Below are 13,949 nucleotides of genomic sequence, written 5' to 3'. Positions count from 1 at the left end.
TTTACAGCAAAACCCAAAGTGGACAAAGAATCAGTGGGGAAGGCCCCACCTATTGTAAGCGTAGCCCACTCCACATAGATTGCATCCACTTACGAGCCAAACTCAGCCGCCCACGTCTAGTGGTGATGGCCACCTACGCCATGAGCGTGTCCATGAGACTTTTCTTCTGCCGTTGCAGGGCGAGTTTCAATAATTTCTATATCAAATGTAAGGGTTTTACCGGCCAATGGGTGATTCAGATCGCAATCCGCATTGAATTTGCCAACTTTCACCACGGTTACCTGTCGCTGCCCCTTGTCAGTCTCTACCCATGCCATCATGCCCGGCCGCCATTTTTTAGCACCTTGCAGATGTTTCAGTGAAATCCGCTGAGAGGCATCCGCTTTGCGTTCACCATAGGCCTGTGCGGGCTCTACGGTTACCGAAAAGGTATCGCCTGGGGCTTTACCTTCCATCGCCTTTTCCAGGCCGACAATAATATTGCCATGGCCATGCAAATACGCCATGGGGTCACCGCCTGCGGTGCTCTCCAGTTGCGTCTCGCCTTCTGTCAGGGTGTAGTGAAATTGAACCACGGTGTCTTTAGTGATACTCATTGCATTTACCTTCTGAATATTTGCCTTTATCTATACCAGCTGAGTTAACCATCAACAGAGTTAACTGCTAACCTGCACCAACCACTCCGCACCATCATCCTGACCCAGTATCTGGGTGAGCGTTGGCATTCCTTGTTCCAGTTGTTCTTTTAGTGTCCAGGGCGGATTTATCACAAACATGCCGCTGCCGAACATGCCATGCCCTTGAGGTGGCCGACTAACCCGCAGTTGAACATCCAACCAGCTTTCACAGGGAATTTTGCGCAACTGCTCTGAGAAACGCTGGGCATTAACGGAATTGATCAGCGGGTACCACACCAGAAACTGGCCTGTCGCAAAGCGTTTCAGCCCCTCATTAATGGACTTGATCACCTTGCTGTAATCGGTTTTCACCTCGTAAGAGGGATCCATCAACACCAAGCCCCGGCGACTGGGGGCGGCAACAGCCCTTTTAACTCAACAAAGCCATCCCCTTCCACCACTTTTGCCCGTCGGTCACGCGCGAAGTGTTTTTGCAGCGTGGCGCTGTCCGCGCCGTGCATCTCGATCAGGCGCAAGCGATCGTCTTCGCGCATCAGCTGAGCCGCAATAGAGGGCGAGCCGGGGTAATGAACCAGTTTGGCTTTATTGCACTGTTTTACGATTTGGACGTAGTCCTGCAGCCCTGCTGGCAACTTTTTCTGATCCCACAGGCGGCCGATACCCTGGCTGGCCTCGCCGGTTTTCTTGGCATAGGGCCCGGTTAGGGAATACATACCCGCACCGGCATGGGTATCAATATAGAAAAACGGCTTATCTTTCTGTTTCAGATACTGCAGACATAACACCTGCACCCAATGTTTGAGCACATCTCCATGATTGCCTGCGTGAAAACCGTGTCGATAACTGAGCATTTACTACTCCCGCAGCCAAAAGTGCATGAATAAAAGATTTACTGGTTCTCGTTCAGATCCAGGCCTGACCGAACAATGGGCGTCTAACACGGTCTGGAACGAATGAGTGACATGACAATGCTGGGCAGGTATTGAAAGGGGGCAGGCTACCACAGGTGGGAATTAATGAGAATCCACCGGGTTTGGTTAATTTTGAGTGGGCAAGACACCCCAGAACCACAGCTCTGTTGAGCGTTCACACCACCGGGTACGCCGGGCTATTTGCCCTGAGCGACTCTACGCCGGGATAGCCAGCTTTTCGCGCTGCTGTCTAGCTGGCCTGGCCAAGGCCTTGGGTGTTAAATCCGCATGGAAACCACACTCACAATCAAAGGCTTTTTGCGCTTTGATTTCAGTCAGGGATTTGGGGGTGAGGGATCCACAGGAGGGGCATTTCAGGTTGAGCGTCAGTTCTGCTTGCATGTCTGAACCTCGTCAGGAGTGCGTGCATTTTTTACTATTCAACTGCACTGATAAAGCTACCAGACGGTTCTACATTTGTGAAGAAAAATGTTTACAGAGTAGCCGCTCAACCACACGAACAACATCAACTGATTTTCAACAGGCTCAAATTTAACTTTCCATCTTTCATGGGGGGGCACCAGAAATAGGCTCCGTTTACCGGCCGGGTAAAACGAAACAGGCCATCGGTGATACCATCTTCCAATCCCACCATGCGCCGCATAATGGCGTCAAACGCGGCCAAGCTGTGCCCGAACGAAAGAAACACCAAGCCTTCCTGGGTTGCGTTATTCCAAGGCATGGAACGACGCAGCATAAAGGCCTCCGGTGTAAAACTTTCCTGCGCGGATCGCTTTACATGCGCTGATTCGGGGGCAGAATCGAACTCTTCATTGGTGTCACGATGACGCCCGAATATGTTGTCCTGCTCGGTTTGTGGTAGTGCCTGGAAATGAGAAAGGTTGTGCAACCATTGCTGTATCGAGGCAAAGCTGGAGCCATCCAGCCCCTCGATACCGCTGGACACCAACGCCGCGCGCTCGGCGTCCTCCCCTTCCGGGTTTTCAGTGCCGTCTTCGTACCCGGTAAGGTCGCGGCTGTCATGATGCATAAAGCAATCCACCGCATCCCTCAGTTCGAATGCCCCCGCCATGCGCTGCTTCAACGCCAGGGTTTGCACCACAAGATCACCTCGATCTTCACCCCGCAGCCAAATCCACAGGGAGGCCGGTGTAGAAGGTATTTCTACGGATGAACCAGACAGGGCAGGCATATCCTGCATCCCTTTAACGTCGCACCCTAAATGCAGCAACAGACTTTGCCCCAGCCCCACCACAATGCTGTCGCCGTCGGCCACATCCTGCAAGCGACGTAGCTGCTCTACAGGATCGCTCTCCAATGAGTGGGTAAAAATCAGATGACGGGCCACCTTGGGTACGGGTTGCAGAATTCCGGCTTGTGATGCAGACATAACGAACAGATCCAATCCTTTATATTAATGAACAACTTTTATAACACAGTCACTCAGTCACGCAATACACCCAGATCAATATCTGTCGAGAATCGGTTTCACGTTTTACTGACACAAAAACGCCCCACAGATGCGGGGCGTTTTTGTGTGGGCATAGAATACCGCTGTTACTGCTCGATCTGGGAAAGATCCCTCACACCACCACGATCCGCACTGGTTGCTAACGCAGCATAAGCACGCAAGGCAGTACTGACTTTACGGGTGCGCTGCTCCGCAGGCTTCCAACCATCCTTGCCCTTGGCGTCCATTGCGGCACGACGCTCTGCCAGCTGTTCATCGGTCAGCAGCACATCGATGGTGCGATTGGGGATGTCGATTTTAATAAGGTCACCAGGCTCCACCAAGCCAATGGCACCGCCGGATGCTGCTTCCGGCGACACATGGCCGATAGACAAACCGGAGGTACCTCCAGAAAAACGGCCATCGGTCAGCAACGCACAATGCTTGCCCAGGCCTTTTGATTTCAAATAACTGGTGGGGTACAGCATTTCCTGCATACCGGGGCCACCTTTGGGGCCTTCGTAACGAATAATCACGACCTCACCGGGCTGAACTTCGTCACCCAAAATGCCTTTCACCGCAGAATCCTGACTTTCGAAAATACGGGCCGGGCCTTCAAACACGTGAATGCTTTCATCCACACCTGCGGTTTTCACCACGCAGCCGTTAAGGGCGATATTGCCCGTCAATACTGCCAAACCGCCTTCGCGGGAATAGGCATGCTCCAATGAACGGATACAGCCGTTGGCACGATCCGCATCCACGGAATCCCAACGGCAATCCTGGCTGAAAGCCTGCTGAGTAGGAATGCCAGCTGGCCCCGCTTTAAAGAAGGTATGTACAGCTTCGTCATCGGTCACAGTGATGTCCCACTTGGCCAGGGCATCCGCCATGGTAGGCGCATGGATCGTAGGCACATCGGCGTTCAACAGACCCGCACGATTGAGTTCGCCCAGAATACCCATGATGCCACCGGCACGGTGCACGTCTTCGATGTGATACTGCGGCGTATTGGGCGCGACCTTACACAACTGCGGCACCTTGCGGGACAGTCGATCAATATCGGCCATGCCGAAATCCACTTCACCTTCCTGGGCCGCCGCCATCAAGTGCAGGATGGTGTTGGTAGAGCCGCCCATGGCGATATCCAAAGTGGTGGCGTTTTCAAAGGCTTTTACACTGGCAATGGAGCGCGGCAACACGCTTTCGTCATCCTGCTCGTAATAACGCTTGGTGATGCCCACGATACTGCGACCGGCTTCCAGAAACAGGCGCTCACGATCTTTGTGCGTGGCCAGAGTGGTGCCGTTGCCGGGCAGAGATAAACCCAGCGCCTCGGTCAAACAGTTCATGGAGTTAGCGGTAAACATGCCGGAGCAGGAGCCACAGGTCGGGCAGGCGCTGCGCTCGTACATGTCCGCCTCTTCATCGGTGATATTGGGGTCTGCGGCTGCCACCATGGCGTCCACCAGATCCAGCTTGATGATTTTATCGGCCAGTTTGGTTTTCCCCGCCTCCATTGGGCCACCGGACACAAAAATCACCGGGATATTAAGACGCAGGGCAGCCATCAGCATTCCCGGGGTGATCTTGTCGCAGTTGGAAATACACACCAAGGCATCGGCACAGTGAGCATTCACCATGTATTCAACGGAATCGGCAATGATTTCGCGGCTGGGCAAACTGTAGAGCATGCCGTCGTGTCCCATGGCAATACCATCGTCCACCGCGATGGTATTAAACTCTTTAGCCACGCCGCCTGCCTTTTCGATCTCCCGACACACTAACTGGCCCAGATCCTTAAGATGCACATGCCCTGGTACAAACTGGGTGAATGAGTTGGCCACCGCAATAATCGGCTTCTGGAAATCGCCATCCTTCATACCGGTGGCCCGCCACAGGGCACGAGCGCCCGCCATATTACGACCTTGGGTGGAGGTTTTGGAACGATACGCCGGCATGTGGTGCTCTCCTGCTTTACTGTCTGTTAGCAAAATTCAGGCTGGGGTGCCTGATGATTCGAAGCTTGTTTAAGGGTGCATAGAATATCAGGAAGCGGCCCGTATCAACAGGCATTCAGACGTTGAGGGCGCGACTGCCCATCACGACCATCAGTATCTGGCGCTCTAAAATAAGCAGGCGCTGCTCACGCTTTTCCTTACTTAGATCAAGGGCATTCAGAACGAAAGTAATCAACAAGGAAAAGATCGTATCGGACTCCAGCTCATATTCATGATTGGCCAGCCCCCGGCCAGCGGCAGCGTCTCGCATGTCCACCGCCATCTCACGGCGCATAATGGAAAGCTCACGGCGGATAATGCGCCGATATTCGGGGTTAACGTTGAACCACTGCATGATCAGCAGACGCAACTGCGGCTCGAAATGGGCTACCGCGCCGGAAAACTGCAGCAACAGGCTTTTCAGGGCCACTGCCGTGTCATTGTTGATAATCTCTTTACGGGCACCACGGGCCACCGCCCGCAACCGGATCAGACAATCGTCCACCAACGCCAACCCTAATTCATCCATATCGGCGAAGTGGTTATACAGGGAGGGTGCCGCCATACCGGCCATACGAGCTACCTCCCGCAGCCCTAGTGCATCCGGCGAACGCCCCTCTTCCACCAGCTGCATGGCAGCGGCCAGTATCCGTCGCCGGGAAGCCTCCTTGCGATCGGAGCGGGTGTTTCGGGTGCTGACTTGATTCATCTGCTGGCCTTTTTTTGAACAAACAGCTGTTAGTTTATCCTTCAATATAGGAATGAACAATTTTTTATACCAAGCCCAGGTTGACAAGGGCTTAACTGCACATTAACTTAACTAACACTTGTTAGCTTTATCTATCGATGGAAGACACTATGAACTACCTGATTACCGGTGCCACCGGCTTTATAGGCCGCTTTGTGGTGGAAGAACTGCTGAAGCAACCCCAAGCCACCGTGTATGCGGTAGTTCGCACCGGCTCAGAGCATAAGCTGGATAAGGTAAAGCTACAGCTCGGCAAATCCGCAGAACGCTTGCACGCCATCAGCGGCGACCTGACCCAGCCCGGACTGGGCATCAGCCCAGAAGACGCAGAACCGCTAAAAGGACAGATAAACCATCTGTTTCACGTTGCGGCTATTTATGATCTGAAAGCCGATGCCAATGCTCAGCAGCAGGCCAACGTGGAAGGCACCCGCCATACGCTGCAGGCGGCGCACACCCTGCAGGTGGGATGCTTCCACCATGTCAGCTCCATCGCCGTAGCGGGCCAATACCCAGGCCAGTTCACAGAGGACATGTTTGACCAAGGCACCCATTTCACCAATCCTTACTTCCTCACCAAGCATTTGGCCGAAAAATGCGTGCGGGATGAAGCCAAGGTGCCCTTTCGTATTTACCGACCATCTATGGTGGTTGGCCATTCCCAAAGTGGCGAGATGGACAAAGTCGACGGCCCTTATTACCTATTCCAACTGCTGGAAATCATCGGCCGCTGGCTACCGAAATGGACACCGATTCCAGGCATCGAGGGTGGCCAATTCAACATTGTGCCTGTGGACTACGTTGCTCAATCCATGGTTTATATTGCTCATCAACCCAACCTGGATGGCCAGTGCTTCAACCTCACAGATCCACAGCACTACTCACTGGGTGAGCTGGTCAACCTGATTGCAGACACCTCCGACTTACCTGGCTTCCGCTGGCAACTGCCCAATAAGATTCTGAATAAACTTCCGGAATCCACCATCCCTACATTGGCGCAGCAAAAGCTGGTTCAGAAGCTGTTGCTAAGTATGGATATCGCTCCAGAAGCGCTTAGCTTTATTACCTATCAAACCACCTTTGACCGCCGCAACGCAGCCCAGGCGCTGGCAGGCTCAGGCATTACCCCGCCAGACCTGAAGCAGTACATGCCCGCGTTATGGCAATACTGGCGGCAGCATCTTTCACCCCAAACCAAAGCCTCCACCGCGCCTCAGCCTGAGGCCGACAAAGTATTATTTCGCAAGCCGAAATTACGCCCGTACTTGCAGCGAGCCCAGGATCATTGGAAGTGGAATGCGAAAAGCCTGTTCCAATCACGGACGGCTCTGCAGGAACGAGTAGATGGTAAGACTATTCTGCTCACCGGGGCCAGCTCCGGAATTGGCGCACAAGTTGCGCAGCAGCTAGCCGAGGCCGGTGCAACCTTGCTGTTGGTGGCCCGCTCTAAAGATAAGTTGGACACCATAGCGGACGCTATTCAACGTGCCGGCGGTAAAGCCTTCGTTTACACGGGCAACCTGGCAGATGGCGACGATGTGGATCGCCTGTGTCAGCAAGTCATCTCCAACCACGGCGGCGTGGATATCCTGATCAATAACGCAGGCCGCTCAATACGACGCTCAATCAAATACAGCCTGGATCGGTTTCACGATTACGAACGCACCATGCAGCTAAACTACTTTGGGTCTGTACGTATGGCCCTGAATCTTCTGCCCGGAATGATGCAGCGAGGTGACGGCCATATCATTAATGTTTCCACTGTGGGCATTCAAGCCAACCCAGCCCGCTTCTCGGCCTACCTTGGCTCAAAATGGGCATTGGAGGGCTGGAGCTGGGTAGCCGCCAATGAACTGGCTCACACTGGTGTAACCGTATCCACCATCAATTATCCGTTGGTGCGCACCCCCATGATTGAGCCCACCAAAATCTACGATTACACCCCGGCCATGTCACCAGAGAAAGCCGTAGATTGGATGTTGGACATCATCATTACTCGCAACAAGCGCAAGGTCGGGCCATTAGGTCGGGCGGCCTTAGCAAGCTACTACGCGTTCCCAAAAATCTCAGAGAGCATTGTCAACCTGAGCTATCAGGTAGTGCGCGAGGCACCTCCGCAACCAAGGGAAAAGCCAGAACAATCGACCAGAAAGAAAAGCAAACAGCCTGTGGAACGACAAACAACGAATAGCGAATCAGGTCGCTGACGTGAACATGACGACGTTGTCGGGGCTGAACCGATCCAGTAACTCTTCGAGTTCGCTGGCAGGCGAAAACAAGTGCCCCTGCCCCAGAGCACAACCCTGTTCACGCAGAAACCTAACCTGATCAAGGGATTCAACCCCTACCGCAATCGCTTGTATGCCCAAGCATCGAGCAAGCGCCAGAGTTGCACATATCGCCTGCTGTGAAGCAACGTTATAGGCACATTCCTGAACAAACTGCCTGCTGATTTTGATGTACTCAGCGGGCAGTTCGCTCAACATTCTTACCGATACACCTCCCTCGCCGAATTCATCAATAACCAGTTTGAAACCAAGTTCAGTCAAGCGCCGCAGGTTGACGCCATCGTTGCGCCCATCATCCCGCAGGGCACGTTCAGTCAGCTCCAGCAGCAGCCTGAAATCGTCGACACCCTGACGTTGCAATATCTGACTGACATCTCGTAACAGTGCATCATCACGCACCTGCTTCGGGCTCATATTGATACTCATCATTAGCCCGGTAACACCCACACTTGATATCCGCTGCATGGCAGCAATCAACTCATGAGCAAGCCATTTCCCCAAAGGCAATATCAACCCGCTTTCTTCGGCCAACGGAATAAAATATTCAGGTGAAATACTGCCTCTTACCGGGTGCTGCCAGCGCAGTAACACTTCAAGCCCTACCAGTTTGCCGGTAGTCAGCTCTACAACCGGCTGATATACCAACTTGAACTGGCGCTCGGACAATGCCTCTCTCATGTCCTGCTCTAACTGCTTTTTCTCTCTAACCCACTCATTCATAGAATGGGAGAAAAATTGCACGCCATTACGCCCGCTTTTTTTAGCCTGATACATGGCAACATCGGCATGCTTGGTTAAGGTCTCCACATCATTGGCATCACTGGGTGTGATTGCAATGCCGATACTGACACTGACAACGTGTTCAATGCCCGCCACGTTAATTGCTTTGGTCAAGGAATTAAGAATATCCTCAGCCACTCTGCGCACCACGGTATGATCTACAATATCGGATACGATCACCGTAAATTCGTCGCCACTGATGCGAGCCACTGTGTCATTACTGCGCACCGTTTGTCTGATTCGAGTGGCCACCGCCTTCAGAACTTCATCCCCCACGTCATGGCCATAGTGATCGTTTATTTTCTTAAACAAATCAAGATCGATAAACATGAGGGCCGTCATTTTGTTATCACGGGCAGAACGTGCCAGTGCATTCTCCAATCGCAGCTTGAACAGCAATCGAGATTCCAGGCCTGTAAGTTGATCGTAAAACGCCAGCTTTTCCATCTGTTCTTGGCTTTTCTTCTGGGGTGTTATGTCCTCGCATGAAAACACATAGTGGCTGACAGGAGCAGGCTCCCTGTATAGCTCCACCCCCTGATCTGGATACTCTAAAATGGGCGAAACCGCCACCTGCACCCAACGCTCACTTCCATCTGCAAACCGGCCCTTCACTTCCACTGGCACAGCAAGCTCAGCTGAGCCTTCCCAACATCTGGAATCAATTTCGGGCAATGCCAGATAACGTCGCACATCACTCAGGTTCATGCTTTGCAGCTCAGGTGCATCTAACCCACACTGCTCACAAAAGGCTGGGTTGGCATAGACAACCTTTTCGCTGCTGTCGATGATCAAGACGCCTGAGTGACTGTTTTCCACCGCCTTCGATAACAAACGCAGGGATATTTCCCGATGCTTGCGCTCGGCGAGCTCCAGCGCATGCGCTGACACTTTTCGGTTTAACCGCCAATTCAACGCAACCAGCAACAATAAAAGCAGGCCCACTAGCGCCGCAGCGATTACCATCCACCAAATCAGCTGCCGCATCCGCTCATTAAATACCGTACGATTCGGGTCGTATAAAAAGCCATCCAAGTCGATTTTTTTGGGGCCCATACCCAGTGCGGCAAACGTTTCGCCGATATGCTGCCAGCGCCCAGGGTTCATATGGCCCAGGTCCACCAAGGTTGGTGCCATCAATTTCCGCATTGCGGTTGCTTCGAATTGCAGCGCTTCCAAATCCTTCGAGCTACGAAAGCGAGTTTGCAGAAAACCTATAACCTCTTGTGGGTGTTCCAAAGCGTAGCGCCATCCCGCCAGGGTCGCGTTACGAAACAAGCGCACCTCTTCACTCTTGTTGCCTACCCGATCCCGCGAGGTGAAAAGGGTATCCCCATAAAAATCGATACCATAACTGCGCGGCTGGATAAGATTAAAGGCAACACCTTTTTCATTGAGTTGATAAGGCAAATCCGTCGCGTAACCCACCATGGCATCCACTTGGCCATTGATCAGGTCATCCACATTAAACGACATCGGCACCTGCTTTACCTGTGAAGCTTCAACACCCTCTCGAGCCAACAACCCCAACGTATTGGCGCCGTAGGGGCCAGCGGGAAACATTACGCGTTTGCCAATCAAATCCTGAGGGCTGTATATCCCCGAGTTTTCAAGGCTTACCAGAACCAATGGGGAATGCTGAATCAGAACGGCCAGCGCCGTGACAGGGCTGCCTTTTAGGTGATAAAGCAGTAATTCCGAATTGGCGACACCGTAATCTGCTTTTCCGCTCAAGACTACTTCTATGGGGTTAACGCCCACCGCGGCTTGCTTAAGGGTTACCTCAAAACCGGCCTTACGATAGAAGCCTTTTTCCACGGCCGCGTAAAAGCCTGCAAATTGAAATTGGTGTTGCCATTTAAGTTGAACAGTGAGGGGCTTGAGTTCTTCTGCCGAAGCAGAAAAAGCTATAAAAAAGAACAACAATATGAAAGGAATATGCCTAAGCAACCCACACCAACCCTGTGTAAGAATCCTTCTGACATTCTAGCTCAACTTTGCTGCCATAGCTGCAAGGTTTACTTCTGCTCCTGCTTGAGAGCATCCTTCATCAAACGGGCTAATGCCTGGAGTTGAGTATCCGGGCTGGCTGCAAACTTCTGAATCACACCTACGCGATCCATTTTGCTGCGATTCTGGCTCAGCTTGGCCTTACCCTCCATTGATTGGATTTTGATACGGAAGAACACCAGTGCTTTGAGCATCATGCTCAACTTGTCCGCAGCCAGCTCATCAAGCGTCCAGCCCTCGCCATAGTGCTCTTCATTTATTTCGGACATATGGCGTAGAACCGATACGGATTCGGCTTCTGTCTTAATCAGCTCTGCCGCTCCAACCACTTGAACACTCAAAAAATTCCACGTTGGCACACCATCCGGCTGACTGTACCAGCGCGGCGAAACATAACCATGGGGGCCGTCAAAACACACCAAGAGGTCATCTGCCCGCATCAAGCTTTGCCACTGCCTGTTGGTGCGCCCCATATGGCCCACCAACTCATGCTTCTCCCGATCCAGATAGAACGGAAACGAATTGATTTCTATGCGTCCACGCTGGGTTGTCGCCAGCTTGCCAAAGCTCCAGCGCTCGATCCAGTCATATAACACTTCCCGTTCAGAAACCAAAAATGAATCCGGCGTATACATCACAAAGCCTGCTTAGAACCTACGTTGCCACACCTAGACGGTGAACCTGTCTGATCAATACTAGGTGGAACCACACCATCATACAAATCAACAACATGGCAAGCGCTACCAAATTCAGCCCTTGCCACCCAATCAAAGCCAGCAGAAAACCCGCGCTGAGGGATGCAACCCCCTGACAAGCAAACACAATAAAATCATTATTGGCCTGCGCCTGAAAGCGCTCCTCTCCGGCATGGGTAACCGCGACCCAGTGGGTTCCCGCCATAAACAGTGCGTTCCAGCCAAGCCCCAACAGCACCAGCGCCACCAGATAGTGCTGCAATGTCACACCCGACAGCGCCATTAATACGCAGGCGATATTGATCAGGATGCCCAGTAGTGCAACCCACTGCACGCCTATGCGCTTGATTAGATAACCGGTAAAAAGAGACGGCACAAACATGGCCACAATATGCCACTGAATCACGTCGGCGGTTTCAGCCAAGGGCAACCCCTGATGGTGGTGCATACTGATGGGTGTGGCTGTCATCACCAAGCTCATCACCGAGAACGACGTGGCACCACACAATACACCCAATACATAACCTGGACGCCACAGCTGCACCCGGGTTACCGAAGTGGGCTCGCTCTGACTGGGCCGGGCTTGGGAGCGATAAAAGGACATCACCAACAAACACGCCAATGCCAGCACAGCAAGGGCAACAAATGATCCAGCGTAAGGCAGCTCTGGCAGCCACGGCGCTGCGGCCACCCCCAGCCGGGGGCCGATCATGGCAGAGCCAATTCCGGCAAACAGAATCATGGAAACCGCCAGGCTGATCTGGTCTGGCCTGGCATTCTCCGCTGCGGCAAAACGAAATTGCTGCATAAATGCCAAGGTGGTGCCCAGCACAAACATGGCCACACAAAACAAGGTAAAACTGTGGAAGTGAATGGAGCCAATGGCCAGAGCCGAGCCCAGAATGCTCAGCATTGCTGCCACCATAAAGCCAAAGCGGCGGCCCCGCCGCTGCGCCAACCTGGCAGCAGGCACAGTGGCCAGCGCCGTACCCGCCACCAACGTACCCATTCCCAGTGTCGCCAAAGCTTCGGTGGGAGCCAACTCTGTACCGATAAATCCGTTGATTAACACCAACATGGGTGCAGTGGCGCCCAGGGTACATTGCCCCAATACCAAAAGGATCAGGTTACGATAATTCACCGGTTTCCCTACGCTCCAAGCTGCGTTTCACTCAGCCCGCAACAACGCCCAATCAAATACTACCAATAGCGCAAACATCATCCCCCAGCCAAAGCGCCACATCGCAAGTGGTGCAACCAGACAGGGTGATACCAGCCAGTACCAGTACAGTAATCAATCCAATTTTTCTTATCATGGTGAGGTTCCTTGGTCAGAATATCAAAAGCCGTCAAACCCTCACTTTACACGCTTCCACCTCATTCCGTACAGCGGCCATCAAACGTCATCCACAAAAAAGCCCGCTTATAAAAGCGGGCTTAGCGGCCATCAAACCTTGTGGGTTCGATCAGCGAGGCGCCATACGGATAGAGCCGTCCAGACGCACAACTTCACCATTAAAGAATCCATTTTCAACCATCTGGCAGGCCAGCTGACCGTACTCGGGGGGATGCCCCAGACGTTTGGGGAACTGAGTCATTTCAACCAGTGGCAGTTTCACCGCGTCGGGGGCTGCATTCATTAACGGAGTATTAAAGATCCCCGGAGCTATCACGTTCACTCGAATGCCGTAGGTAGACAAGTCACGAGCTATCGGCAATGTCATGCCCACAACACCACCTTTAGACGCAGAATACGCCACCTGACCAACCTGACCATCAAACGCCGCAACCGACGCCGTGTTGATAATCACTCCACGCTCACCATCTTCGGTAACCGGATCGTTTTTAGCCATGGCTTCTGCCGCCAGACGGGTAACATTGAAAGTACCCACCAGGTTTACCGCAATAACCTTCTGGAAAATTTCCAGCGAGTGCGGGCCTTTGCTGCCGTAGGTTTTCATAGCAGAACCAATACCGGCACAGTTCACTGCAACATGCAGCGCACCGAAAGCGCTTAATACGTTGGCGATGGCACCTTGCACAGACGCTTCGTCGGCCACATTCACTTTTTCGAATCGGCAGTTAGCGCCCAGCTCAGCAACAGCCGCATTACCGGCATCTTCGTTCAGATCGAAAATAACAACCTTGGCACCTTTGGCCAAAAACGCTTCTGTGGTCGCTCTACCCAGACCTGACGCGCCCCCGGTTACGACAGCAATCTTGCCTTGTAAATCCATGTTCAATCCTCGCCTACATAATAAATTTTGATGATTTGAGTATGGGTGTGACTATCGGGTCGAAAGTATACACAGGGCAATATCAACACGCTACTGGCCAAAACTGACAGTTAATTAGCCTTTTCAGTCAGTGATCGCGCTTCTGATTGACTTCAAAATTGCAGACTGCGT

At 52.7% G+C, this 13,949-nt stretch carries 11 protein-coding genes and 1 pseudogene; 1 reads left to right on the top strand and 11 read right to left on the bottom strand.

Annotated elements, in window-relative coordinates:
* Positions 1 to 116: 116 nt before the first annotated feature.
* The 6 genes and pseudogenes from Kalk_RS17840 to Kalk_RS17815 all read right to left on the bottom strand — a co-directional run bounded on the left by Kalk_RS17840 (position 117) and on the right by Kalk_RS17815 (position 5,729).
* Complete coding sequence (locus tag Kalk_RS17840; RefSeq protein ID WP_101895541.1) at positions 117 to 596, bottom strand: FKBP-type peptidyl-prolyl cis-trans isomerase; 480 nt, start codon at positions 594 to 596, stop codon at positions 117 to 119.
* A gap of 60 nt (positions 597 to 656) precedes the next feature.
* Positions 657 to 1,351, bottom strand: a pseudogene (locus Kalk_RS21540) (23S rRNA (adenine(2030)-N(6))-methyltransferase RlmJ).
* A gap of 414 nt (positions 1,352 to 1,765) precedes the next feature.
* A complete protein-coding gene (locus Kalk_RS17830) occupies positions 1,766 to 1,951 on the bottom strand; it encodes a hypothetical protein (RefSeq protein ID WP_101895540.1) in 186 nt (61 codons plus the stop codon).
* 124 nt (positions 1,952 to 2,075) lie between these two features.
* Positions 2,076 to 2,960: a Dyp-type peroxidase gene (locus Kalk_RS17825; protein ID WP_101895539.1), complete on the bottom strand. Its 885-nt coding sequence runs from the start codon at positions 2,958 to 2,960 to the stop codon at positions 2,076 to 2,078.
* Between the two features lie 167 nt (positions 2,961 to 3,127).
* Positions 3,128 to 4,981: a dihydroxy-acid dehydratase gene (ilvD, locus tag Kalk_RS17820; protein ID WP_101895538.1), complete on the bottom strand. Its 1,854-nt coding sequence runs from the start codon at positions 4,979 to 4,981 to the stop codon at positions 3,128 to 3,130.
* 115 nt (positions 4,982 to 5,096) lie between these two features.
* Positions 5,097 to 5,729, bottom strand: coding sequence for a TetR family transcriptional regulator (locus Kalk_RS17815; RefSeq protein WP_158643562.1), 633 nt, complete (start codon positions 5,727 to 5,729; stop codon positions 5,097 to 5,099).
* Positions 5,730 to 5,878: 149 nt separating this feature from the next.
* On the opposite strand from Kalk_RS17815, the gene Kalk_RS17810 reads away from it, so the two are divergent.
* Positions 5,879 to 7,975, top strand: a complete 2,097-nt coding sequence (locus Kalk_RS17810; protein WP_101895536.1) for an SDR family NAD(P)-dependent oxidoreductase — start codon at positions 5,879 to 5,881, stop codon at positions 7,973 to 7,975.
* Here Kalk_RS17810 and Kalk_RS17805 read toward each other — a convergent pair.
* The 5 genes from Kalk_RS17805 to Kalk_RS17790 all read right to left on the bottom strand — a co-directional run bounded on the left by Kalk_RS17805 (position 7,964) and on the right by Kalk_RS17790 (position 13,778).
* Positions 7,964 to 10,759 (bottom strand): EAL domain-containing protein, encoded by a 2,796-nt coding sequence (locus Kalk_RS17805; protein ID WP_267892445.1) that lies wholly within the window; start codon positions 10,757 to 10,759, stop codon positions 7,964 to 7,966. The two genes, Kalk_RS17810 and Kalk_RS17805, sit on opposite strands and share 12 nt — an antisense overlap.
* A 95-nt stretch (positions 10,760 to 10,854) precedes the next feature.
* Positions 10,855 to 11,481: an FMN-binding negative transcriptional regulator gene (locus Kalk_RS17800; protein ID WP_101895534.1), complete on the bottom strand. Its 627-nt coding sequence runs from the start codon at positions 11,479 to 11,481 to the stop codon at positions 10,855 to 10,857.
* A gap of 19 nt (positions 11,482 to 11,500) precedes the next feature.
* A complete protein-coding gene (locus Kalk_RS17795; RefSeq protein WP_101895533.1) occupies positions 11,501 to 12,682 on the bottom strand; it encodes an MFS transporter in 1,182 nt (393 codons plus the stop codon).
* A 52-nt stretch (positions 12,683 to 12,734) separates the two neighbouring features.
* Positions 12,735 to 12,857 carry a hypothetical protein gene (locus Kalk_RS21620; RefSeq protein ID WP_267892401.1) on the bottom strand — a complete coding sequence of 41 codons (123 nt, stop codon included), beginning with the start codon at positions 12,855 to 12,857 and terminating at the stop codon, positions 12,735 to 12,737.
* 150 nt (positions 12,858 to 13,007) lie between these two features.
* On the bottom strand, positions 13,008 to 13,778 hold the full coding sequence (locus Kalk_RS17790) for a 3-hydroxyacyl-CoA dehydrogenase (protein WP_101895532.1): 771 nt from the start codon (positions 13,776 to 13,778) through the stop codon (positions 13,008 to 13,010).
* Positions 13,779 to 13,949: the final 171 nt, after the last annotated feature.

The organism is Ketobacter alkanivorans, assembly GCF_002863865.1.
In the GTDB taxonomy this organism is placed as follows: domain Bacteria; phylum Pseudomonadota; class Gammaproteobacteria; order Pseudomonadales; family Ketobacteraceae; genus Ketobacter; species Ketobacter alkanivorans.
Note: the sequence above shows the minus strand (reverse complement) of the source record. Positions and strands in the feature narration are given on the sequence as shown.